A 21,677-nucleotide genomic window follows, 5' to 3' on the forward strand; every position below is an offset into this window, starting at 1 on the left:
GACGGGCGGATGCGCGAGCGGGTGTGGGCGGTACTGGGACTGGCGCTGGTGGCGGGCGGTTGCGCCGGGGCGGAAGCACCGCCCGCCGCCGCGCCACCGCCGCCGCCGGCCAAGGAGCTGGTGAGCTGGGCGGACGCCGTGTGCCAGGCCACTTCCTCCTTGGCCCGCAGCCAGGCCGAGTTCGAGGGGTTCGCCGGGGACGCCGCCGAAGCGGACACCTTCGCCGCGATGACGGTGTCCCGCTACCTCAGCTCGGCCGACCACAGCCTGCGCCAACTGGCCGGGCAGTTCACCGGACTGCCCCCGTCGGGCGTGCCCGCCGCCGACGAACTCGCCAGGAGCCTCGGCGCCGGAATGGAGCGCATCCTGCCGGAGGCGGAGAGCCTCGGCGGATCGTTCGGTGCCACCTTCGGCGAAGACTTCGGAGTGCTGTACGAACGGGCGAAGAAGCTCAACGAGCTGCTCGACTCGGTGAAACCGGCCGGACCGGACCTGCCGGCGTTGCTGGCCGCCGAACCGCAGCTGGCCGCCGCGCACCAGCAGGCGCCGGGCTGCCGTCCGGATGCACCCAGCGCGCCGCCGTCCGTGCCACCCACCGCGCCACCCACCGAGCCACCAACCGAGCCGCCGTCCGCGCCGCCCACCGGGCCGCTGCCGCCCGCCGCCGACGGCACCGACACCGCCGCCTGCGCCGACGGGAACTGCCAGATCCTGCTCACCGGGCAGGCGAAGGTGACGGTCGGCGGGCACAGGTTCACCATCTCGCTGACCGAGCGTTCGGTGACCCTCAAGGAAAACCACGCCAAGGGCGGGTCGAGCGTGATGAGCACCGGTCCGGGCGGATCGGCGAGCTGGGGCACCACGGGCAGCGACAAGCGCCTCGAGATGACCGTGACCGGCCTCAACGCCGAAGGCGCGGTGCTCGACTTCAAGACGCAGTGACCGGCTGAACTCCTATTGGGCGGCGGTGATCTCGGCGATCTTCGCCTCCTGGCCTTCGACGATCTTCCTCGCCAGCGCCTTCGTGTCCTCGTGGGCGCCGGTGAGCTGGACGTTCTTCGCCATCGCCACGCCTTCACGCAGGTGCTTGGCCAGCGTGGTCAGCCACATCCGGTCGAACTCGGCGCCGCTCGCGTTCTCCAGCGCGGCGATGTCCTGCAGGGTCAGCATGCCCGGCATGGCGTGCCCGGCGTGCGCGTCCGCCGCCGGCACCTCGGCGTTCCAGTCACGCAGCCACCCGGCCATCTGCTCGATCTCGGCCTTCTCGGTGGTCATGACCTCGTCGGCGGTCTCCTTGACCAGCGGCGTCGTGCCGCGTTGCCGGGCCAGTCCGGCTATTTCCAGGGTCTGCTGGTGGTGCGGGATCATCTGCTGGGAGAAGCGGATGTCCGACTCGTTCCCGGGGCTGGCGGCCGGGCCCGGCTCTTCGCCCGACGCCGAGCATCCGGCGAAGAGCACGGCGGCGAGCAGACCGGCGATCACGGCAAACGGCTTGGTGCGCATCGATCCTCCTGGTGCGGGGGCGACAGGGGATACGGTCCGCACCCGGCGTTGGTTCACCGGGTCAGTAGCTGCCCGGCACCGGCCCCGGTGAGTTGAGCGCGGAGGTGGAATTCCTCGGCGGTGCGGGCCTCCACGCCGGCGACGTCCTCCTGCCGCGTGCACGCGATCCGCGACGGCATTCGCCCACCGCCGCGGATCGCGCGTCAATCCGCTGCTCAGCAGGTGATGACCAGCTCGGCCCAGTCCGCGTGGTCGTCGTGGATGCCGTCGCCGCCGTCGGTGACCACCAGCCGGACGGTCTTCGCCCCGGAGACGTCGGCGACCAGCGGTGCGGCCGGGTCGGCGAGGGTCAGCACCCCGCTGTCGTGGACCCGTTCACCGTCGGCCCACACCTCGAAGGTGACCGAGCCGTGGCTGCCGTCGGCGACACCGACCAGCGCCCGCACCTCGGTGCAGGAACCACCGGCGAAGTACTCCACCGACGAGGGCGCGTGCGTGCCGAGGCCCTTGGCGTAGCCGACCCCGCGCAGGGTGATCGGCCCGCCGTCACCGGGGGCGCGCTCGCCGTTGGTGCTGTCCTTCTCGACCGGCCCCCAGCCGTTCGACGAGCGCAGCCACGCCAGGTCGCTGAGGTGCTTCGTGCCGATCGGCGGTGGTTCCGGCACCACGGCCTCGGCCTGGTACCGCAGCGTCGCCGGGGCACCGTGCTGGGGGGTGGTGTAGCTGAACTCCGCGGTCACCGGATAACGCCCCGGCGGTGTGCCCGGCGGCGCGGAAACCTCCCACGTGGTGCGGAACTGCCCGGCCCCGCGCAGCACCGGCGTTTCCGTGGCCGAGGTGGCGCGGACCGACCAGTCCGCCGGGGCGAGCAGCGCCGCCCGCACCCCGCTGACCGGTGCCCCACCGGAATTGCCGAGCGTGGTGGTGTAGCCGGCCGGGGTGCCCGCCGCGACCACCGGCAGCGCGCCGGCGTAGGACAGTTCGACCTCCGCGGCCCCGTCGAGCGCGGGCGGGTGCTGGAACCAGTGCCGGTCCGCGCCGATCCGGTACATCGCCGTGCCGTGCGCGGGCACCAGCGCGCTGATCCCGCCCGCGGTGTGCGCGTCCGTGTGCGCCCAGAGGTCACGCACCCTGTACCCACCGGCCGGCGGCAGGCCGAGTTCGGCCGCGGTGGTCTCGATCCGGGCCGGGGTCTCGTTCTCGTTGAACAACGCGACCGCCTTGTCCCCGTTCGCCAGCGGTTTGACGAACACGTGCGTGCCGTTCGCCGACCGGATCGGCCTGCCCTGCACCCCCAGCGGGTCCTGGTCCACCGCGATGACGTCCTTGTTGCCGAGGATTTCGAAGGTCTCCGGGGAAACCTCGCGCAGGTCGGCGCCGATCAGCAGCGGCGCGGCCATCATCGACCACAGCGAGAAGTGCGTGCGGTACTCGGTGCCGGTCATGCCGCCGTTGCCGACCTCCAGCATGTCGGGGTCGTTCCAGTGCCCCGGTCCGGCGTGGTCGGCGCGCACCATGTTCTGCTTGAGGATGCCGAGCACGCTGGCCCAGCTGTCGTTGATGTCGATGGTGGTGCGCCACAGGTGCCCGACGCCCTTGCCCCACTCCCACGGCTTGTTCATGCCCCATTCGCAGATCGAGAACACGATGGGACGGCCGGTGGCGCGCAAGGCGTCCCGCATCTTCGTGTACCGCTCGACCGCGTTGATGCCCTGGTTGTTGCAGTTGTCGTACTTGAGGTAGTCGACCCCCCACGAGGCGAACAGGTTCGCGTCCTGCTGCTCGTGGCCGAGCGCGCCGGGGAAACCGGCCTCGTTGCAGGTTTTGGTGCCCGCGCTGGAGTAGATGCCGAACTTGAGCCCCTTCGAGTGCACGTGGTCGGCGAGCGCCTTGATGCCGTGGGGGAAGCGCACCGGATCCGGCACCAGGTCACCGTTGGCCGCGCGGTCCGGCAGCGCCCAGCAGTCGTCGAGGTTGACGTAGGTGTACCCGGCGTCCTTCAGCCCGTGCGAGACGAAGATGTCGGCGATGTCGCGGATCAGCGTCTCGTTGAAGTCGGCTTCGCAGTGGGTGGTGTTCCAGTTGTTGAACCCCATCGGCGGGGTGAGCGCCAGGCCGTCGCCCGGCGGCGGTGCGGGCTCGGCGGTGGCGGGTTGCGGCACGAGCAGGGTGGTGCACAGCAGGAACGACGCGGCCGCTGCCTGGCTCCAGCGGCCCGCCGGTCTTCTTCGTTCTCCTGACACGGGTTCTCCTCGGCGGTTCGGCGGAAAAACCGGGCCGGACTCGGCGGGGAGCGCGAAAATCGCTTACCATGAATCCGGCCGGACGGTTCGAACGCGCCAATCCGAACACCCGGCGCGAAGCCGGGCAACCCCCTGTTCAGCCGCCCGCAAAATACCCCTCACCCGCGCACGCACCCCCTATTCGCCCCACCGGAAGGAGTCGCGATGGCGGATTTCCCGGCGGCCTACCAGGGCCGGGCGCTCGCCGTGGACCGGGCGTTCTACACCGCACTGGCCGAAGGCCCGCGTGAGCTGGTGGAGCGGTTCGAGGTGCCGATCCGCTCCGGTCGCGCGTGGACGGTGCCGCGTGGTCACCTGTGCCGGCTGGTGACCGTCGACGGGCCCCAGGTCGGCGACCTGAACCTGTGGCACGCCAAGGATCCGCGGGAACGGCTGTGGGCCGCGCGCACCCGGCAGCTGCAGCGCGCGCACGTGAGCACCTTCGACCGGCTGTGGTCGAACCTGCCGTTCCTGCGCCCGCTGGCCACGATCACCGCCGACACGCTGGCCGGGTACGGGCCGGACGAGCACGGCGGCCGGGTGCACGACCTGCTCGGCACCCGCTGCGACCCGTACGTGAACCGGCTCCTCACCGGCGAGGACTTCGATTTGCACTGCCATTCGAACCTGGTGCGCGCGGTATTGCCGCACGGGCTCACCGAATTCGACGTGCACGACGTGCTGAACGTTTTCCAGTGCACCGGGCTGAACGAAGAAGACCGCTATTTCATGAAGTCCTGCCCGGCCCGGCCGGGTGACCACTTCGAGTTCTTCGCCGAAATCGACCTGCTCTGCGCGTTGTCCACCTGCCCCGGCGGTGATCTGTCCGTACCGTTGTGGGGGCCGGGCGCCCGCGACCCGATCGACACCTGCCACCCGATCGGCGTCGAGGTGCACCGCCCGGACGCCGGGCTGCTCGGCGGCTGGCGGCCGCCGGACCGCGCCGCCTACCGCCACGACTTCGAAGGGAACCCGCTGTGACCACCCAGACCACCCAGACCACCCAGACCACCGAGACCACCCAGACCGCCGACTTCTGGTTCGACCCGTCCTGCCCCTACACCTGGCTCACCTCGCGCTGGATGACCGAGGTGGAGCAGGTGCGCCCGGTGCGGGTCCGGTGGCACGTGATGAGCCTGGCCGTGCTCAACGAACACGCCGAAGAGGACCCGGAAGGCGACACCGAGGGGTACCTCTGGAAACCGGTCCGGTTGTTCACCGCGGTGGAGCAGCGCCACGGGCCGGAGGCGCTGGCCAGGTTCTACACCGCGTTCGGCACCCACGTGCACAAGAACGGGCAGTGGGGCTTCGAGGCACCGCTCGCCGAAGCGGGCCTGCCGGTGGAACTGGCCCAGGCGGCCGAATCGACGGAGTACGACGAAGCGGTCCGGGCGTCGCACGCGGAAGGCGTGGCGAAGGTGGGCGACCACGTCGGTACCCCCGTGATCTCCTCGGACGGCGTGTCGTTCTTCGGCCCGGTGATCTCACGGGTGCCGCGGGGGGAGGACGCCGGTCGCCTGTGGGACGGCGTGCTGCTGGTCGCCGCCGTGCCCGGGTTCCACGAGCTCAAGGGCCGCGCGCCCGAGCAACCGCAGCCCTGACCCGCGGGAGCCAGGGCTGCGGCCGGGTGGTTCAGCTCGCCTTGAGCAGTCCGGTCACGTAGGACTGCAGCCGGTCGGTGAGCCAGTGGTGCGCACCGGCTTCACGCAGCTGGGGCGGCTGCGACAGCCCCGGCCGCCCGGCGAGCACGTTCGCGACGAACCGGGCCACCTTGGCCGGCCGGGCCAGCAGGTCGTGCCCGAGGTAGCCGACCACCAGCAGGTCTTCGGCGGAGTGGGTTTCCACCGCCACCGCCCAGCCGTAGCGCTCGTCCCAGATCAGCGCGAGGTCGCGGTCGGGGTAGTGGCGGAGCCGCCCGTCCAGGGCGATGTAGGCCGAGGCGGGGGTGCCGGTGTCGACGGTGCAGGACTCCGGTCCGGCACCGCACGCCGAACCGACGGCGGCGGTGTACGCGCGCAGGGCGCGGGTGAACTCGAAATCGGTTTCCAGCAGGGGGACCACGGTCTCGCGAGCCTTTCGCAGTCTTCGGCCGCCGCCCCGGCCCGGGGCGGCGGCGCGGCCGGGGGTCAGGCTTGGATCTCCTTGCGGTCGGAACCGCGGCTGGAGATGGCGATCTTGCGGGGCTTCGCCTGTTCGGCGATCGGGATGCGCAGGGTCAGCACGCCGGCCTCGTAGTCGGCGCCGATGTGCTCGGTGTCCAGCGAGTCACCGAGGAACAGCTGGCGGGAGAACACGCCGAGGGGTCGCTCCGAGACCTGCATCTCGACGGCTTCGCCGGTCTTCGGCCGCCGTTCCGCCTTCACCGTGAGCACGTTGCGCTCGATGCCGAGTTCGATGCCGTCCGGGTCCACCCCCGGCAGGTCGAACACGACCACGAACTCGTCGCCGGCGCGGTAGGCGTCCATCGGCATCGCCGCCGGCTTCGACCAGGTCCCGGCCGCCGTACCGAGCATCTGCTGGGTGAGCCGGTCGAGGTCGCGGAACGGGTCGGTGCGCATCAACATCGGGTTCCACCTCCTGGAGTCGAGTGCAAGGGGTGTCAATACGCACTGGATGTTCTACCATGTCGTCACAACGATGACAAGTGAAATGTCGTCGAAAGGATGACACATGGACCCAGTGGACCTATTGCGGCAGGTCAGCGCGGTGCGCGCCGACTCCGGCGCCGACGGTGAGGCGTTGCTGGCGGCGCTGACGGCGTTGCGCGGCCTCCGTGAACAGATCGCCGAGTGGGAGCCCGAGCTGATCTCGGCGGCCCGCGCGCAGGGCGTGAGCTGGGCGGCCCTGGCCCCCGCGCTCGGTGTCGCCAGCCGCCAGGCCGCCGAGCGGCGGTACCTCCGGCTCAGTCCGTCGGCCTCCGGTGAGGCCACCGGGGAGGGCCGGGTCCGGGCGCAACGCGACCGGCGGGCGGGCGATCGCGCGGTGGCCACCTGGGCGCGGGAGAACTCCGGCTCGCTGCGGCGGCTGGCCGGCCAGGTCAGTGCCGTCGACGGGCTCGACTCCGCGAGCGCCGTCCGGGAGGCGCTCGGCGACGACGACGCGGCGGCGCTGCTCTCCCCGCTGGCCCAGGCGAACCAGCAGCTCGACGCCGAACACCAGCAGCTCGCCGCCGAGGTCGCCGCCGTCACCGAGCACACCGACCGCCTGCGCCGGACGGTGATCGACGCGCGGCGGCCGGTCAGCGGCTGAACGCCACCTCCGGGCACCGGCTGAGCGGGCCGTCGAACAGCCGGGTCGGCCGCCCGCGCAGGTGGAGGTCGAAGAAGGCCCGCAGGTGCGTGCGGGCCGCGGTGACCACCCGGCCCGGTGCCGTCGACCCCAGCCGCGCCGGTTCGTGCGGCAGCAGCGGCTCGCAGTCGGTGAACGACAGGCGGGTGGTGCCGACCAGGCGCAGTTCACGCCGCCAGCCCCGGTGCCGCGCGGAGAACGCCTCGGTGCCGGGTGCCTGCCCGCTGCCGAACAGCAGCACCGGGCGGTCGTGCGCGGCTGCCGGGCTGCCGGGCGGCAGCGGCTCACCGTCGAGCAGGGCACCCGCCCGCAACCGGTTGTCGCGGTACAGCGCCTCGGCCGCGGTGGCCCCGCCCGCACCGTGGCCGAACACGGCCAGGCGGTCCAGGTCCAGGATCGAGCCGAGGCCGGCTGGCAGCACCCCGTCACCGGGCAGCCGGCCGTCGGCGAGGGAGCACAGCTTGGCGAGCACGGTGTCCACGTCCGCGACCCTGGCCTCGATGCAGGCCGGCCCCGGCGTCAGCGGGGCCACCGGGGTCACCGGGGTCACGATCCGGCCGCCGGGGAAGTCGACCGCCGTCTCGTGGGTGTGGTCGATGGTCACCACGACGTAACCGTGGCTGGCGAGGTCCTCCACCAGACTGGTGCAGAGGTCGCGCGGGCGGGCGAAGTCCGGGGAGAACACCAGCACCGGCCGCCGCTCACCGCGGAGCACCGCCGCCCCCTCGTGGCTGTGCGGGGTGACCGCCGAGAAGTCGACACCGCCCGTGCTCGCCGCCGCGGCCGCGGCGGGACCCAGGTATCCGGCGGGCCCGCCCCCACCGGCCGACGGGTACCACAGGCTCACCATCAGCTCGCGGTACGGCTGCGCCGTCAGCCACGGATCGGGCCGCGACCAGTCGACCAGCCGGAGCGTGACCCGGCCGGGCAGGTGCCTGCCCCCCGGGCGTGGAAGCGTCGTCATGCGTTCCCCTCCTCGACCCCGCCGAAGGCAGTGTCGAACAGGAACGGGCGCGGGCGCTTCCCCCGCGGGACGGAACCCCCTCCCGCTAGGGGAGGAGTTCCTGCGCCTTGGTCTTCAGCCCTTCCTTGGCCAGGTGCCAGGCGTTCGGGTCACCACGCAGCACCGCCTGGGTGGTCGCCTTGATCTGGTCGAAGGTGGCGTGGGGCGGGATCGGCGGCACGTCCGGGTCGCAGTGCACGTCCAGCACGGTGGGGCCGTCCGAAGCCAGCGCCTGTTCCCAGGCCGGGCCCAGCTGGTCCGGCTGGTCGACGGTGATGCCGCCGAGCCCGAGCCCGCGGGCGAAGTCCGCATAGGACACTTCGGGCAGCGTCTGCGACTCCTCGAACTTCGGCGCGCCACCCATCGCCCGCAGCTCCCAGGTGACCTGGTTCAGGTCGCCGTTGTGCAGCACGCAGACGACCAGCCGCTGGTCGGCCCACAGCGTCCGGTACCGCGCGATGGTCAGCAGCTCGGCCAGCCCGTTCATCTGCATGGCCCCGTCCCCGGCGAGCGCGATCACCGGCCGGTCCGGGTGGGCGAACTTCGCGCCGATCGCGTACGGCACCGCGCACCCCATGGTGGCCAGCGTGCCGGAGAGCGAACCGCGCATCTCCCCGCGCATCCGCAGGTTGCGGGCGTACCAGTTGGCGGCGGAGCCGGAGTCCGCGGTGATGATCGCGTTCTCCGGGGCCCGCGGGGACAGCTCGTGCACCACGCGCATCGGGTTGACCGGCTTGGCGTCGACCATCGCCTGCTTGCCGACGGTGTCCCACCAGTCCGCGGTGTTCTTCTCGATCTTCGACCGCCAGCTCGAAGCGTCCTTCCGCCGCAGCAGCGGGAGCAGCGCCCGCAGGGTGTTCCTGGCGTCGCCGAGCAGGTTCACCTCGGTGGGGTAGCGGAGGCCGAGGAACCGGCCGTCCAGGTCGATCTGCACCGCCCTGGCCTGCCCGAACTCCGGCAGGAACTGCGAGTACGGCAGGCTGGAGCCGACGATCAGCAGCGTGTCGCAGCCCTGCATCAGCTCCCAGCTCGGCCGGGTGCCGAGCAGCCCGATCGAACCGGTCACAAAGGACAATTCATCGGAAAGGACATCCTTGCCCAGCAACGCCTTCGCCACCCCGGCGCCGGTCAGCTCGGCGAACTCGGTGAGTTCGGCCACCGCGGCCCGGGCCCCCTGCCCGGCCAGCACGGCGACCCGCTCCCCGGCGTTGATCACCTCGGCCGCGGCTTCGACCTGCTCCGGCGGCGGCACCATGGTGGTGCGCGGCAGGTCCGGCGGGCTCGACGGCACGTGCTTGAACTCGTGCTGCGGCGGGGTGTACTTCTCGTCCTGCACGTCGGCCGGGATGATCAGGGCCGTCGGCGCGCGCTGGGTCAGCGCCGTCCGGATGGCGCGGTCGAGCGCGTTCGGCAGCTGCTCCGGCACGTTGACCTCGACCAGGTACTCGCTGGCCACGTCCTTGTACAGCGCCTGGAGGTCCACCTCCTGCTGGTAGCTGCCGCCCATCGCGCTGCGGGCGGTCTGCCCGACGATGGCGACCACCGGCACGTGGTCCAGCTTCGCGTCGTACAGGCCGTTGAGCAGGTGGATGGCACCGGGACCGGAGGTCGCCATGCAGACGCCGATGTGGCCCTTGAACTTCGCGTAGCCCACGGCCTGGAAGGCGGCCATCTCCTCGTGCCGCGCCTGCACGAACCGCGGCTGGTTGTCCGCTCTGCCGAAGGCGGCGACCAGTCCGTTGATGCCGTCACCGGGATAGGCGAAAACCTGGTCCACCCCCCACTGCCGCAACCGTTCCAGCACGAAGTCAGCGACCGTTTCAGCCATACCGGCCCGGGTACCGCGCCCGATCGGTGGTTAAACGAGGGGTTTGCGGTGCGTGGCTCCGGGCACCCGACCGGGCAGGAGCTTCACGTGGACGGAGGACAACATGAAGGCGGTCACCTGGCACGGCAAGCGTGACGTGCGGGTCGACACGGTCGACGACCCGAAGCTGGTCGAACCGACGGACGCGATCATCCGGGTCACCTCGACCGGGATCTGCGGCTCCGATCTGCACCTGTACGAGGTGCTCGGGCCGTTCATGGCGGAGGGGGACATCCTCGGGCACGAGCCGATGGGCATCGTCGAGGAGGTCGGGCCGGAGGCGAAGAACCTGAAGCCGGGGGACCGGGTGGTGGTACCGTTCAACATCTCCTGCGGCCACTGCTTCATGTGCGACATGGGCCTGCAGTCGCAGTGCGAGACCACCCAGGTCCGCGACCAGGGCAAGGGTGGCGCGTTGTTCGGCTACACCAAGCTCTACGGCCAGGTCCCCGGTGGCCAGGCCGAGTTCCTGCGGGTGCCGCAGGCGCAGTACGGCCCGATCAAGGTGCCGGAGGGGCCGCCGGACGAGCGGTTCGTCTACCTGTCCGACGTGGTGCCGACGGCCTGGCAGGCGGTCGCCTACGCGGACGCGCCCAAGGGCGGCAGCCTGGTGGTCTTCGGCCTCGGCCCGATCGGGCAGATGTGCTGCCGGATCGCGCTGCACCAGGGCGTGGGCAAGGTGATCGGGGTGGACCTGGTCGACGAGCGGCTCACCATGGCCGAGCGGTACGGGGTGACCACGGTGGACCTGCGCACCCAGTCCGACGCGGGCGGGGTGATCCGCGACCTGACCGCCGGGCGCGGCGCCGACGCGGTGATCGACGCGGTCGGCATGGAGGCCCACGGCGCCCCGGCCGGCAAGCTGGCGCACCAGCTGGTGAACCTGCTGCCGAAGCCGATCGCGGCGAAGGTGACCGAGAAGGCCGGGATCGACCGGCTGAGCGTGCTGTACGCGGCGATCGACGCGGTCCGGCGCGGTGGCACGATCTCGCTCAGCGGGGTCTACGGCGGCATGATGGACCCGCTGCCGATGATGGAGCTGTTCGACAAGCAGATCCAGCTGCGCATGGGCCAGGCCAACGTGCGGCGCTGGATCGACGACATCCTGCCCCTGGTCACCGGCGACGGCGACCCGCTCGGCGTGGAGGACCTGGCCACCCACCGGCTGCCGCTTCAGGACGCGCCGCAGGCGTACAAGATGTTCCAGGAGAAGACCAACGGGGCGATCAAGATCCTGTTGCAGCCCGCGTAACCCACGGACCGCGAGGTCGCGCCGGTGACCGGCTCAACAGCGACCTCGCCAAGAGCACGGCGCGTGCCGCACACGCTCAGCTTGGCTGTGCGGCACGCGCCGTTTCCATGGCCAGCTGCAGTTCTTCGCGGGATTCGACGGCCAACACGGGGACCCCGCCCCGGCTGATCACCGCGTCCTCGTCCCGAGCCGGATCCAGGTTGCCCCGGAAGCCCAGCACCCCGAGTCCGGCGGCGATGTCCTCGGCGAGTTCCGGCTGGTCCCAGCCGATGTCCCCGGTCAGCACCAGCCCGTCGACCCGGTCCAGGCCGGCGGCCACCCCGGCCAGTTCCCGGCGCGCCCGGTGGGCGAACACGTCCAGCGCGAGCCGGGCGCGGTCGTCCCCGCCGCGGGCCGCGGACACCAGTTCGCGGGTGTCCTCCGACAGCCCGCCGGACAGCCCGAGCAACCCGGAGTCGTGCTGCAGCCCGTGCTCCAGCTCGTCCACGGTCAGCTTCTCCTCACGCAGCAACCACAACAGCATGCCGGGGTCGACCGTGCCGGAGCGCTTGGCCATCGCCAGCCCTTCCAGCGGCGTGAAGCCCATCGACGTGTCGACGCTGCGGCCACCGCGCACGGCGCACACCGAGGAGCCGCCGCTGAGGTGCGCGATCAGCAGGTTCAGCTGCTCGGCAGGCTTGCCGAGCAGTTCCGCCGCCCGCCGCAGCGCCCAGGCGAAGGAGATGCCGTGGAAGCCGTACCGGCGCAGCCCCCAGTCCTCCCGCCACCGCCTCGGCAGCGCGTACGTGCGCGCCACCTCGGGGAGTCCACTGTGGAACGCGGTGTCCGGGCACAGCACGTGCGTGCGGTCCGGGATCTCCGACCGCAGGAAGTCCAGCAGGGCCACCGTGTTGGGCACGTGCAGCGGCGCCAGCGAGGTCAGCCCGTGCACCTTCTCGCGGATGTCGTTGTCGACCACCACCGGTTCGGTCAGCTCCGGACCGCCGTGCACCAGCCGGTGCCCGACGGCGGTGAGCGCACCGGTGGGCACCCGGTCGAGCAGTTCGCGCAACTCCTTGCGGGCCTCGTCGGAATCGGCGGGGTGCCCGATCTCCGCGGCGTCCACCACCCGGTCGCCGGTGGTGTCGACCAGGTGGGCCCGCAGGCTCGACGAACCGGGGTTGACGGTGAGGATCAGCATCACGACCACTTCCACTTCGTGAACTCGTCGGGGTCTTCGCCGTCGGTGTAGGCGCGGTGCCGCAGCGCGTCGCGTTCCCGCAGCAGGGCGTCGGCGAGGTCGCCGCCCCGCGAACCCCAGCCCGTGGCGTGCGACAGCGCCGCGGCGGCCAGGTCGTACCGGCTCATCCGGTTGACCACCAGCAGGTCGAACGGCGTGGTGGTGGTGCCCTCTTCGAGGTAGCCGTGCACGTGGAAGCGGTTGGGGCGGACCCGCCCGTGCAGCACCTCGTGCACGGCGGAGGGGTAACCGTGGAAGCCGAACACCACGGGCACGTCCTCGGCGAAGCAGGCGGCGAACTCCTCGTCCGCCATGCCGTGGGAGTGCCGGTCCCGTGGCGCGAGCGCGAGCAGGTCGACCACGTTGACCACCCGCACCCGCAGCTCCGGGGCCACCCGGCGGAGCAGCCAGGCGGCGGCCAGCACCTCGGTCGTCGGTGTGGTGCCCGCGCAGGCCAGCACCACGTCCGGCGGCCCGCCGCCCTCGGTGCCCGCCCAGTGCCACACCCCGGCACCCGCCCGGCAGTGCGCCCGGGCTTCGTCCAGCCCCAGCCACACCGGTCCCTGCTGCTTCCCGGCCACCACCACGTTGATCAGCCCGGTGGTGTCCAGGCACCGCCGCATGGTGACCAGCAGCGTGTTCGCGTCCGGCGGCAGGTAGATCCGGGCCACCGAGGACTTCTTGTTCAGCATCGAGTTGATGAACCCGGGGCCCTGGTGGCTGTAGCCGTTGTGCTCCTGGCGCCAGCCGTCGCTGCTGAGCAGGTAGTTCAGGCTCGGTACCGGGGTGCGCCAGCCGACCTCGGCGGAGAGCTTGAGGAACTTGGCGTACTGGTTCACCATGCCGTCCACCACCGAGGCGAACGCCTCGTAGGTGGGGAACAGGCCGTGCCGCCCGGTCAGCAGGTAACCCTGCAGCCAGCCCTGGCACAGGTGCTCCGAAAGCACCTCCATCACCCGGCCACCGCGCCCGAGGTGTTCGGCGTAACCGGGCGCCTTGCGGGCGAACGCCCTCGGCGTCGCCTCCAGCACCGCCCCGAGCTTGTTGGACTCCAGTTCGTCCGGGCACATGATGCGGAAGTCGCGGCGCTGCTCGGTGGCACGCATCAACTCGGCCAGCCACTCACCGAGCACCTCGGTCGCGCCGGCCTGGCCGCCACCGGGTTCGTCCACCGGCTCGGCGAACCGGTCCAGTTCCGGCAGCGGGAGTGGTTTCCGCAGGGCACCGCCGTTGGCCTGGGGCACCCGGCCGAGGCGCAGGTCGCCGTCCGGTGGCACGGCGAGCAGGTCCTCGGCGGGCCGCCCGTGCTCGTCGAACAACTCCTCCGGGCGGTAGGACCGCAGCCACCGCTCCAGCAGGGCCAGTTCCTCCGGGTCGTCGGCGGCCCCGGTCAGCGGCACCTGGTGCGCGCGGAACGTCCCGGCCAGCGGCTTGCCCTCCGCGTCCTTCTCGGGGGCACCGGCGCCCTTGGCGTTGCGCAGCACGATCATCGGGGGCCGTTCGTCGTCCAGTCCGGCGTACGCCCGGTCCAGCGCGTCGGCCAGCACCTGGTCGGGGTCCGCCGCGGTGGTGACGTCGACGATCAGCGGGGACCAGCCGCAGCCGTGGAAGTAACCGGTCAGCTCCTCGTCGGACATCGTGCTGTAGATCGTCGGCGAGGCGATCTTGTACCCGTTGAGGTGCAGGATCGGCAATACCGCGCCGTCCACCCCCGGGGTGCGGAACTTGACGCCGTGCCAGGAACCGGCGGTCGGGCCGGTCTCGGCCTCGCCGTCCCCGACCACGCAGGCGACCAGCAGGCCGGGGTCGTCCAGCGCGGCCCCGAACGCCGTCGCCAGCGCGTAGCCCAGCTCACCGCCCTCGTGGATCACCCCGGGCACGTCGGGGGAGAGGTGGCTGGGGAAGCCGCCCGGCCAGGAGAACCGGCGCACCAGCTCGGTCAGCCCGCGTTCGTCCAGGCTCAGCGCCGGGTCGTGCTCCGCGTGGGTGCCTTCGAGCCAGAGGTTGGCGTGGACGGCGGGGGCGCCGTGCCCCGGTCCGGTGACCAGCAGGGTGCGCCTGCCGGTCGCGCGCACCAGGCGGTTCAGTCCACTGTAGACCAGGGTGAGCCCCGGGCAGGTGCCCCAGTGGCCCAGCGGGCGCGGTTTCAGGTGCTCGGCGCGCAGGGGTTCGCGCAGCAGCACGTTGTCCCGCAGGTAGATCATCGCGGCGGCCAGGTAGTCGCAGGCACGGCGGTACCGGGCCGGCGGCGTGGCGTCGGGCAACGGTTTCGGCCTTTCCTCGGGTGCCCCCGCCGGTTACCCGCGGGGGAGCTGGGCAAACGCGGGCGGGGGATTGACCACGCGCCGAACGGGTAATCCCGGGGGGTGACCGTGGCGGAGAAGGACCTGCTCGACACCCTGACCCGGGTGGCGAACACGCTGACGCATCAAGGGATCCGGTTCGCGGTGACCGGTGGCTTCGCGGTGTACGCGCGGGGCGGCCCACCCTCGGACCACGACGTCGACGTGCTGATCAAGGAGGCTGACGCGGAGAAGGCCAGCCGCGCGCTGGTGGAGACCGGGATGGTCCCGGTCGACCCGCCGGAGGACTGGCTGACCAAGGTCTACGACGGCGACATCCTGGTCGACCTGATCTTCCGGCCCAACCACCGGGAGGTCACCGACGAGACGCTCGACCGCGCCGAGTCGATGCGCATCGGCTCGACCCAGGCGCCGGTGGTGACCGGCACCGACCTGATGACCGACAAGCTGCTCGTGCTCGGCCCGCACCGGTGCGACTTCACCGGCCTGCTGCCGATCGCCAGGGAGCTGCGGGAGCAGGTGGACTGGGCGCAGGTGGCCGCCGAAACCACGGAATCCCCGTACGCGCGTGCCTTTCTCATGCTGCTGCGGGAACTCGATGTAGTGGAGGCGCCATGAACACCGAAGACGTGCCGCAGTACTCGGCGGCCCGGTTGCGCCGGGCCATCGCCGAGGACGAGCGGACCACCGAAATGGGCGTGCGGGTGGACATCCGTGCCGATCACGTGCACCTGAGCGGCGAGGTCGCCTGCGAGCAGCGGCGTGCCGAACTCGAGCAGGTGGTCCACGAACTCGCCCCGGACCTGCGGGTGCACAACGACCTGCGGGTGGCCGCGGTCGGCGAACCGGCGACGAGGGAGGAACTCCGGTGATCCGGCTCGCGGCCATCGGTGACGTGCACCTGGGGGAGGACGCGCGCGGGCTGCTGCGCCCGGCGCTCGAGCACGTCGGCGAGCACGCCGACGTGCTGCTGCTGGCCGGTGACCTCACCCGGCACGGCACGGTGGACGAAGCGAAGGTGGTCGCCGAGGAGTTCGCGGACCTGCCGGTGCCGGTGCTGTCCGTGCTGGGCAACCACGACTACCACAGCGATGCCGAGCAGGAGATCACCGAACTGCTGACCGGCCACGGCATCACCGTGCTCGAAGGGGACAGCGCCACCCTGGAGGTCGACGGGCAGACCCTCGGCGTGGCCGGGATCAAGGGCTTCGGCGGCGGGTTCGCCGGCAAGTGCGCGAGCGCGTTCGGCGAGCCGGAGATGAAGAACTTCGTCCGGCACACGGAGGCGCTGGCCGAGCGGCTGCACGATTCGCTGGCGGCGCTGCACACCGACGTGAAGGTGGCGCTGACGCACTACGCGCCCATTCCGGGCACGCTGCGTGGCGAACCGCCGGAGATCCACCCGTTCCTCGGGGCCTACCAGCTCGGTGAGGCGATCGACGCGACCGGCGTGGACCTGGCGGTGCACGGGCACGCCCACTTCGGGTGCGAGCAGGGGGTGACGCCCGGTGGTGTCCGCGTGCGCAACGTGGCCCAGCCGATCATCCGCTCGGCGTTCGCCGTCTACTGCGTGGAAGGTGCCGCCCAGCGGGTACCGAGCGGCTGAGGGTGGCTGAGTTTGGCTGAGGGTGGCTGAGCACCTCCGCCGCACGGCGGTGCTGCAGGCGGGCAAAGCCGCCGTCGCGGCCGTGCTGGCCTGGCTGGTCGCGGCCGAGTGGTGGGGCCTGCCGCAGCCGTTCCTCGCCCCCTACGCCGCGGTGTTCCTGGTTGAGGCCACCGTCTACCGCTCGGTCCGCACGGCGGTGCAGCAGATCGGTGCCGTGGTGCTCGGCGTGGTGCTGGCCGTGCTGGCCGGCCGGCTGGTGCCGTGGCAGGTGGTGGCGCTGGGCCTGGTGGTGGTCACCGGCCTGCTCATCGGCCGCTGGCGGGGCTTCGGCTCCAGCGGCGTGTGGGTCGGGGTGACCGCGTTGCTGCTGGTCACCTACGGCAGCACGGGTGATCTGGTGCTGAGCCTGGACCGCATCGCGGAGACCGTGCTGGGCGCGGTCATCGGCGTCGCGGTCAACGCGCTGGTCTTCCCGCCGGTGTACACCCGCGGGGTGGCCGCGGCGACCAGGGCGCTGGCCGTGGAGCTGGCGGAGGTGCTGGACGACATCAGCGCCTCCCTGCGGGAGCCCGGCGTGCCCGGCTCCTCATCGCCGTGGCTGGCCAGGGCCCGCAACACCGGGCAGTTGCTCCGCCGGGCCGAGGAGGCCAGCGGCTGGGGCAGCGAGAGCGTGCGCTTCAACCCGCGGTCGCAGTCCGGTGGCCGGGCCGCGGCCGCCGCGCGCTGGCAGGACCTGATGGTGCTGCTGCGCGCGGCGTGGCCGCACATCCGTGAACCCACCGAGGCGCTCGACCACGCGTTGCGGGCCGACGACGCCTACCGCTACCCGAACGAGCGGCTCCGGTCGCAACTGGCCACCCTGCTCGACGCCACCGCCCGGCTGTGCCGGGCCAGGGCCGAAGGGGACAGCGGCGGGCACACCGCGGCCGCCGAAGCGGGCCGGAAGGCGATGAGCGAACTCGAGAACGACCTCGTCTCCGGGGAAGCGCTGAACCTGACCATCGGCCTGGCCGGGGTGCTGCTGCCCGCGAAGAAGGCGTTCGAGCAGTTCGCCTAGCCCTTCGGCGGTTCGGCCTCCGCACCACGGGCGTTGCCGATCTCGCGTTCGACCGCGGCGACGACGTCCGGGTGGCCCAGCGGCAGCGGTGGCGGCACCCGGTCGCGGGGACCGCCTTCGCTGCGGGCGATCACCCGCCCCCGGTCCGCCGCGTCCTCCGGCGGGTCCACCAGCAGCAGGGCTTCGGCCCGGTCCGGGTGCTCGCCGAGCAGGCGCTGCACCGGGTGCGTCGCCTGCCCGCCGGCCACCACGAAAACCGGCCCGTTGGTGCCACCGTCGTCGGTGAGCAGTTCGCTCGCTTCGGTCAGCGCGCCGTCGGCGGGGACCCGGCACCAGACGACGTGGTAGCGCTTGGTCAGCGGCCGCCAGGTGGCCGGGAGTTCACCGTGTTTGGCCAGTCCGTCGGGATCGAACACGAGTATCGTGGAGCGCCCGGGATCACCGGCGGTGACGATCGGCGGGCCTTCGGTTTCGGGAGTTGCCGTCATGGCCGGCGAGTACCCACCCCACCGGTGGGTCAACCGGGCCGGCACGGGTGTCCGCGTGGGTTTTCCGTCGTGGAGGCGACACCACCGACCACAAGCAGACCGGCATCCTCTACCTGTCCACCTCGTTCGGCTTCTTCCTGGCCGGCGGGGCGATGGCGCTGCTGGTGCGCGGCGAACTCGGGTACCCCGGCCTGCAGTTCCTCTCCGCCGAGCAGTACAACCAGCTGTTCACCATGCACGGCACGATCATGCTGCTGCTCTACCCCGAACCCGTTCGGCGGGCTGATCGTGGTGTCCTCGTATTTCACCCCCGGTGGCGGACCCGGCTTCGGCCGGACCGCCTACCCCCCGCTGTCCAGCGCCATCCACTCGCCGGGCATCGGCGCCGACCTGTGGCTGTCCGGGCTGATCGTGTCCGGGCTCGGCACCATTCTCGGCGCGGTCAACCTGACCAACACGGTGGTCTGCCTGCGGGCGCCCGGCATGACCACGTGGCGGATGCCGATCTTCACCTCGATCGTGGTGCCGGCCGCGTTCCCGATCCGCACCGCGGCGCTGTTCGGCCTGCTGGCCGACCGCCACCTCGGCGCGCACGCGTTCGACCCGGCCGGCGGCGGGGTGATCCGGTGGCAGCACCTGTTCTGGTTCTTCGGGCACCCCGAGGTCTGCATCGTGGCGCTGCCGTACTTCGGCATCATCACCGGGATCGTGCCGGTGTTCAGCCGGAAACCGCTGTTCGGCTACAAGCAGATGTTGTGGGCGGCGGTGAGCACCACCGCGTTGTCGTTCGCGGTTTGGGCGCACCACATGCGCGCCATCGGCGCGGTGCTGCTGGCCGCACCGCCGCTGAACTTCCACATCACCGACTCGTACTCCGTCGTGGCGCACTTCTCACTACGTGCTGTTCGGCACCATCGTGTTCGCCACCTTCGCCGGCATCTACTTCTGGACCACGTTCCTCGGCTTCCACGTGACTTTCCTGGTGCAGCACCGGCTCGGCGATCAGGGTCTGCCGCGGCGCTACGCCGACCACCTGGTCACCGGCGACTTCGTGGTGCCGAACCTGACCTCTACGGTCGGTGCTGCCGTTCCTGTGGAACGTGGTGCGCAGCTACCACTACGGCGAAGTCTCGCCGTTCGGCCGGAAGGCGGAACCGGCCGCCCCGTCCGAGCCGCTCGCCGACGCCACCGAGACCGAGCACGGCTGACGCGGGTGTGTAGCCCGGCTCCTGCCGGGTATGCCCCTCGGTGAGGGGCAACGACCCAGGAGGTGACTTGTGACCAAGGCACGAGAGATCATGACCGCCGGTGCCGAGTGCGTGCGCACCTCGGAGACCGCGCTGGACGCCGCGCGCAAGATGGCCGACCTCGACGTCGGCGCGGTGCCGATCTGCGGTGAGGACAACAAGCTCAAGGGCATGCTGACCGACCGGGACATCGTGGTGAAGGTGCTGGCCGAGGGCAAGGACCCGGGGGCGATCAAGGCGGGCGAGCTGGCGCAGGGCGAGGCCATCACCATCGGCGCGGACGACGACGCCGAGGAGATCCTGCGGACCATGTCCGAGAACCAGGTGCGCCGCCTGCCGGTGATCGACGGTCACGACCTCGTCGGCATGGTGAGCCAGGCCGACGTGGCCCGCGCCCTGTCGAACCCGGCGACCGGGGAACTGGTGCAGGCTCTTTCGTTCTGACCGGTGCTCGTGGCTCCCAGCGCGATTCCCGCGCTGGGAGCCACCTCGTTTCCCGGGCACTCGGGCGGGTAATCCGCTGTCGTGGCTACCACGGCGAAATCAGCGGCCGAATTCGTGCCCGAGACGAAGGACCTGACCCGCCTGCGAGCGGCGGCTTCCGGCTGCCGGGGTTGCGATCTCTACCGCGACGCCACCCAGACGGTCTTCGGGGAAGGCACCCGCGAAGCCCGCACGATGCTGATCGGGGAGCAACCCGGTGACCAGGAGGACCGGCGCGGGGAGCCGTTCGTCGGCCCGGCGGGGCGCCTGCTGGACCGGGCACTGGCGGACAGCGGTATCGACCGTGAAGGCGTGTACGTCACGAACGCCGTGAAGCACTTCAAGTTCCGGCTCGACGAGCGGGGTTCGCGGCGGATCCACAAGAAGCCGGGGCGCACCGAGATCGTGGCGTGCCGCCCTTGGCTGGACGCCGAACTCGAAGCGGTCGACCCGGACCTGGTCATCCTGCTGGGCGCCACGGCGGCCCAGTCGGTGTTCGGCCCGGACTTCCGGATCACCGAGCGGCGGGGTGAACTGCTCGACCTGAACGGGACCAAGGCCGTGGCCACGGTTCACCCTTCGTCGATCCTGCGCTCGCGGGAACGAGATGAAGCCTATGCCGCCTTCGTCAAGGACCTCAAGGCCGCCGCTGCCGCGATGTGAGCCCCAGGTCCCGGCCTCATCGCAGGGCGACGTCGAATTCCAGGCTGAAGTTGTCGAAAGTGGACGGCAGCGCCTGCCCGGGATCCAACCGCGGCCGCGACACCTGGCCGAATTCCGCCCTCTCCAGCAGAGCCGACAACAACGTGCTGGTCACCAGCAGCACCAGGTTCCGGCCGGGGCACTCCGCCGGCCCCGCGCTGAACGGCACCAGCGCCGGGTGCCGAGCAGCGCGCCCGTCCAGCCAGACCTCCGGTGTGAACCGGTGCGCGAACGGCAGTTCCTCCTCGTTCCGGTGGAAGAACGGCGCGAAGACGAGCACCGTGCTCCCGGCGGGCAGCGTGCCGCCCCGCCACTCGGTGTCCTCGGTGGAATCACGCAGGATCATCGGCGTGGTCGGCCACAACCGCACCGACTCCAGTTCGCAGGCCCGCAGGTAGGGCAGCAGCGGAGCCCGGTCACGGCCGGCCCGCTCCCGTGCCTCGGGGTGCGCCGCCAGCAGCGCCAGCGTCCGGAACGAGGTGATCCCGGCGGCGTCGAAGGCGAACAACCAGTGCGGGAGCTGCCCGATCGGATCGGTTTCCGGGTGCGCGGGGGCCTGCGCCACCACCCCGGCGAGGCTGTCCTTCTCGGCGCGGGCCAGGTGCGCGCGCAACCGCTGGTGCAGTTCCTCGCGCATCGCCCTGTTCTTCTTCATGCCGTAGGCGAGGTTCGCGCGCAGCCGCAGGCGCGCGAGCAGGTCGGTGGTGCGGTGGTCGTCGCGGGCCGCGTCGCCGAGCGTCACCCGGCGGACCATCCGCCACCACGCCGTGTTGAAGGCGTCCCAGTCCAGCCTGCCACCGACCTCGGCCAGCTCCAGCATCCGGCCCGCCTCGTCGCGCACCTTCTCCGCCACCGCGGGTGCCAGGTGGTGCAGCGGTTCGCCGGTCTCCAGCACGTTCTCGTTGAACTGACGCCGGACGTCGCGTTCCGCGCCACGCGAAATCAGCACGCCGTGAGGCTGGAAGTGCGACAGCGCCGCGTTCTTCTCCACGTTCGCCGGGGTGAACGGTGACGGCGTTTCGTCGAGCACGCGCCCGGCGTCCGCCGAGGAGAGGGGGATGGCGAACGTGCGTCCCGGCGCCTTCACCAGCAGCGGCCCGTCGCCGTGCCGGTCGCGCAGGCGCCGCAGGACCCGGTCGGCGGTCTCGTCCACGCGCAGCTTCTCGGCGAGGTTCACCACCGGCGGCACGCGTTTGATCACCCCACCGGCGATCATCGGCAGCGCCACCCCCGAGAGCACGCGCAGCGCTTCGGCCGTGGACAGGGTGGCCAGGCCGTGGTCATCCGCGCTGGGGCGTGGCATCGTGTGGTCCTCCCTCGTGGCGCTTTCGAGTCGTAGATCGATTACCCGGGTGGTGGCGGCCGAAACTGTCGGTG

General features: G+C 71.7%; 22 protein-coding genes and 1 pseudogene. 12 read left to right on the top strand and 11 right to left on the bottom strand.

All coding sequences use genetic code 11. The annotated features are described in order from the left end of the window. The first annotated feature begins 9 nt into the window (after nucleotides 1-9). Entirely contained in the window at nucleotides 10-942 is a 933-nt protein-coding gene (locus tag AC07EG_RS10995; RefSeq protein ID WP_478252868.1) for a hypothetical protein, read from the top strand. Nucleotides 943-954: 12 nt separating this feature from the next. On the opposite strand, the gene AC07EG_RS11000 is transcribed toward AC07EG_RS10995, so the two are convergent. The 3 genes from AC07EG_RS11000 to AC07EG_RS11010 are packed head-to-tail and all read right to left on the bottom strand — an operon-like array spanning nucleotide 955 to nucleotide 3,746. Beyond that, complete coding sequence (locus AC07EG_RS11000; RefSeq protein WP_478252869.1) at nucleotides 955-1,503, bottom strand: DUF305 domain-containing protein; 549 nt, start codon at nucleotides 1,501-1,503, stop codon at nucleotides 955-957. Between the two features lie 53 nt (nucleotides 1,504-1,556). Further along, a complete protein-coding gene (locus AC07EG_RS11005) occupies nucleotides 1,557-1,682 on the bottom strand; it encodes a hypothetical protein (RefSeq protein WP_478252870.1) in 126 nt (41 codons plus the stop codon). A 36-nt stretch (nucleotides 1,683-1,718) separates the two neighbouring features. After that, entirely contained in the window at nucleotides 1,719-3,746 is a 2,028-nt protein-coding gene (locus tag AC07EG_RS11010) for an NPCBM/NEW2 domain-containing protein (protein ID WP_478252871.1), read from the bottom strand. Nucleotides 3,747-3,950: 204 nt separating this feature from the next. On the opposite strand from AC07EG_RS11010, the gene AC07EG_RS11015 reads away from it, so the two are divergent. Both AC07EG_RS11015 and AC07EG_RS11020 read left to right on the top strand, forming a co-directional pair. Continuing rightward, nucleotides 3,951-4,766, top strand: coding sequence for an urea carboxylase-associated family protein (locus AC07EG_RS11015; protein ID WP_478252872.1), 816 nt, complete (start codon nucleotides 3,951-3,953; stop codon nucleotides 4,764-4,766). Beyond that, nucleotides 4,763-5,386, top strand: a complete 624-nt coding sequence (locus AC07EG_RS11020) for a mycothiol-dependent nitroreductase Rv2466c family protein (RefSeq protein WP_478252873.1) — start codon at nucleotides 4,763-4,765, stop codon at nucleotides 5,384-5,386. Before AC07EG_RS11015 ends, AC07EG_RS11020 begins: the two co-directional genes overlap by 4 nt. Nucleotides 5,387-5,417: 31 nt before the next feature. On the opposite strand, the gene AC07EG_RS11025 is transcribed toward AC07EG_RS11020, so the two are convergent. Together AC07EG_RS11025 and AC07EG_RS11030 are read right to left on the bottom strand one after the other, a co-directional pair. Further along, entirely contained in the window at nucleotides 5,418-5,846 is a 429-nt protein-coding gene (locus AC07EG_RS11025; protein ID WP_478252874.1) for a DUF6292 family protein, read from the bottom strand. A 65-nt stretch (nucleotides 5,847-5,911) separates the two neighbouring features. Then, complete coding sequence (locus AC07EG_RS11030) at nucleotides 5,912-6,349, bottom strand: Hsp20/alpha crystallin family protein (RefSeq protein ID WP_478252875.1); 438 nt, start codon at nucleotides 6,347-6,349, stop codon at nucleotides 5,912-5,914. 106 nt (nucleotides 6,350-6,455) lie between these two features. On the opposite strand from AC07EG_RS11030, the gene AC07EG_RS11035 reads away from it, so the two are divergent. Continuing rightward, nucleotides 6,456-7,034: an HSP18 transcriptional regulator gene (locus AC07EG_RS11035; RefSeq protein ID WP_478252876.1), complete on the top strand. Its 579-nt coding sequence runs from the start codon at nucleotides 6,456-6,458 to the stop codon at nucleotides 7,032-7,034. Here AC07EG_RS11035 and AC07EG_RS11040 read toward each other — a convergent pair. Further along, nucleotides 7,024-8,037: an alpha/beta hydrolase gene (locus AC07EG_RS11040; RefSeq protein WP_478252877.1), complete on the bottom strand. Its 1,014-nt coding sequence runs from the start codon at nucleotides 8,035-8,037 to the stop codon at nucleotides 7,024-7,026. The two genes, AC07EG_RS11035 and AC07EG_RS11040, sit on opposite strands and share 11 nt — an antisense overlap. An 85-nt stretch (nucleotides 8,038-8,122) precedes the next feature. Next, nucleotides 8,123-9,904, bottom strand: a complete 1,782-nt coding sequence (locus AC07EG_RS11045) for a thiamine pyrophosphate-requiring protein (RefSeq protein ID WP_478252878.1) — start codon at nucleotides 9,902-9,904, stop codon at nucleotides 8,123-8,125. Nucleotides 9,905-10,007: 103 nt separating this feature from the next. Here AC07EG_RS11045 and AC07EG_RS11050 point away from each other — a divergent pair, with 103 nt between their 5' ends. Beyond that, nucleotides 10,008-11,195: a zinc-dependent alcohol dehydrogenase gene (locus tag AC07EG_RS11050; RefSeq protein WP_478252879.1), complete on the top strand. Its 1,188-nt coding sequence runs from the start codon at nucleotides 10,008-10,010 to the stop codon at nucleotides 11,193-11,195. A 76-nt stretch (nucleotides 11,196-11,271) separates the two neighbouring features. Here the strand turns inward: AC07EG_RS11050 and AC07EG_RS11055 are convergent, their stop codons facing one another. Then, a complete protein-coding gene (locus AC07EG_RS11055; RefSeq protein WP_478252880.1) occupies nucleotides 11,272-12,375 on the bottom strand; it encodes an acetate/propionate family kinase in 1,104 nt (367 codons plus the stop codon). Continuing rightward, the gene (locus AC07EG_RS11060) at nucleotides 12,375-14,678 is read right to left on the bottom strand and encodes a phosphoketolase family protein (protein ID WP_478252881.1); all 2,304 of its coding nucleotides are present in this window, start codon (nucleotides 14,676-14,678) and stop codon (nucleotides 12,375-12,377) included. Before AC07EG_RS11060 ends, AC07EG_RS11055 begins: the two co-directional genes overlap by 1 nt. 102 nt (nucleotides 14,679-14,780) lie before the next feature. Between AC07EG_RS11060 and AC07EG_RS11065 the strand changes: the two genes are divergently transcribed. Genes AC07EG_RS11065 through AC07EG_RS11080 form a run of 4 tightly spaced genes read left to right on the top strand, consistent with a single transcriptional unit; the run spans nucleotide 14,781 to nucleotide 17,380 of the window. Further along, a complete protein-coding gene (locus AC07EG_RS11065; protein WP_478252882.1) occupies nucleotides 14,781-15,335 on the top strand; it encodes a nucleotidyltransferase family protein in 555 nt (184 codons plus the stop codon). After that, nucleotides 15,332-15,589 (top strand): BON domain-containing protein, encoded by a 258-nt coding sequence (locus AC07EG_RS11070; RefSeq protein WP_478252883.1) that lies wholly within the window; start codon nucleotides 15,332-15,334, stop codon nucleotides 15,587-15,589. The genes AC07EG_RS11065 and AC07EG_RS11070 overlap by 4 nt, the downstream gene beginning before the upstream one ends. Beyond that, the gene (locus tag AC07EG_RS11075) at nucleotides 15,586-16,323 is read left to right on the top strand and encodes a metallophosphoesterase family protein (RefSeq protein WP_478252884.1); all 738 of its coding nucleotides are present in this window, start codon (nucleotides 15,586-15,588) and stop codon (nucleotides 16,321-16,323) included. The genes AC07EG_RS11070 and AC07EG_RS11075 overlap by 4 nt, the downstream gene beginning before the upstream one ends. A 22-nt stretch (nucleotides 16,324-16,345) precedes the next feature. Then, nucleotides 16,346-17,380 carry an FUSC family protein gene (locus AC07EG_RS11080; RefSeq protein WP_478252885.1) on the top strand — a complete coding sequence of 345 codons (1,035 nt, stop codon included), beginning with the start codon at nucleotides 16,346-16,348 and terminating at the stop codon, nucleotides 17,378-17,380. On the opposite strand, the gene AC07EG_RS11085 is transcribed toward AC07EG_RS11080, so the two are convergent. Beyond that, entirely contained in the window at nucleotides 17,377-17,868 is a 492-nt protein-coding gene (locus AC07EG_RS11085; RefSeq protein WP_478252886.1) for a hypothetical protein, read from the bottom strand. The two genes, AC07EG_RS11080 and AC07EG_RS11085, sit on opposite strands and share 4 nt — an antisense overlap. A gap of 47 nt (nucleotides 17,869-17,915) precedes the next feature. On the opposite strand from AC07EG_RS11085, the pseudogene AC07EG_RS11090 reads away from it, so the two are divergent. The 3 genes and pseudogenes from AC07EG_RS11090 to AC07EG_RS11100 all read left to right on the top strand — a co-directional run bounded on the left by AC07EG_RS11090 (nucleotide 17,916) and on the right by AC07EG_RS11100 (nucleotide 20,261). After that, nucleotides 17,916-19,076 (top strand): annotated as a pseudogene (locus AC07EG_RS11090) (cbb3-type cytochrome c oxidase subunit I). 69 nt (nucleotides 19,077-19,145) lie between these two features. Beyond that, nucleotides 19,146-19,559, top strand: a complete 414-nt coding sequence (locus tag AC07EG_RS11095) for a CBS domain-containing protein (protein ID WP_478252887.1) — start codon at nucleotides 19,146-19,148, stop codon at nucleotides 19,557-19,559. 81 nt (nucleotides 19,560-19,640) lie between these two features. Then, nucleotides 19,641-20,261 carry a UdgX family uracil-DNA binding protein gene (locus tag AC07EG_RS11100; protein ID WP_478252888.1) on the top strand — a complete coding sequence of 207 codons (621 nt, stop codon included), beginning with the start codon at nucleotides 19,641-19,643 and terminating at the stop codon, nucleotides 20,259-20,261. Nucleotides 20,262-20,277: 16 nt separating this feature from the next. Here the strand turns inward: AC07EG_RS11100 and AC07EG_RS11105 are convergent, their stop codons facing one another. Continuing rightward, on the bottom strand, nucleotides 20,278-21,603 hold the full coding sequence (locus AC07EG_RS11105; protein WP_478252889.1) for a cytochrome P450: 1,326 nt from the start codon (nucleotides 21,601-21,603) through the stop codon (nucleotides 20,278-20,280). Nucleotides 21,604-21,677: the final 74 nt, after the last annotated feature.

It is taken from the genome of Amycolatopsis sp. NPDC045836, from assembly GCF_056431745.1.

Bases quoted from the DNA above. Each gene is read 5' to 3' on its own strand.
- AC07EG_RS10995 (WP_478252868.1), top strand. From the start codon at position 10: ATGCGCGAGCGGGTGTGGGCGGTACTGGGACTGGCGCTGGTGGCGGGC.
- AC07EG_RS11000 (WP_478252869.1), bottom strand. From the start codon at position 1,503: ATGCGCACCAAGCCGTTTGCCGTGATCGCCGGTCTGCTCGCCGCCGTG.
- AC07EG_RS11005 (WP_478252870.1), bottom strand. From the start codon at position 1,682: ATGCCGTCGCGGATCGCGTGCACGCGGCAGGAGGACGTCGCCGGCGTG.
- AC07EG_RS11015 (WP_478252872.1), top strand. From the start codon at position 3,951: ATGGCGGATTTCCCGGCGGCCTACCAGGGCCGGGCGCTCGCCGTGGAC.
- AC07EG_RS11030 (WP_478252875.1), bottom strand. From the start codon at position 6,349: ATGTTGATGCGCACCGACCCGTTCCGCGACCTCGACCGGCTCACCCAG.
- AC07EG_RS11035 (WP_478252876.1), top strand. From the start codon at position 6,456: ATGGACCCAGTGGACCTATTGCGGCAGGTCAGCGCGGTGCGCGCCGAC.
- AC07EG_RS11040 (WP_478252877.1), bottom strand. From the start codon at position 8,037: ATGACGACGCTTCCACGCCCGGGGGGCAGGCACCTGCCCGGCCGGGTC.
- AC07EG_RS11045 (WP_478252878.1), bottom strand. From the start codon at position 9,904: ATGGCTGAAACGGTCGCTGACTTCGTGCTGGAACGGTTGCGGCAGTGG.
- AC07EG_RS11050 (WP_478252879.1), top strand. From the start codon at position 10,008: ATGAAGGCGGTCACCTGGCACGGCAAGCGTGACGTGCGGGTCGACACG.
- AC07EG_RS11055 (WP_478252880.1), bottom strand. From the start codon at position 12,375: ATGCTGATCCTCACCGTCAACCCCGGTTCGTCGAGCCTGCGGGCCCAC.
- AC07EG_RS11070 (WP_478252883.1), top strand. From the start codon at position 15,332: ATGAACACCGAAGACGTGCCGCAGTACTCGGCGGCCCGGTTGCGCCGG.
- AC07EG_RS11085 (WP_478252886.1), bottom strand. From the start codon at position 17,868: ATGACGGCAACTCCCGAAACCGAAGGCCCGCCGATCGTCACCGCCGGT.
- AC07EG_RS11105 (WP_478252889.1), bottom strand. From the start codon at position 21,603: ATGCCACGCCCCAGCGCGGATGACCACGGCCTGGCCACCCTGTCCACG.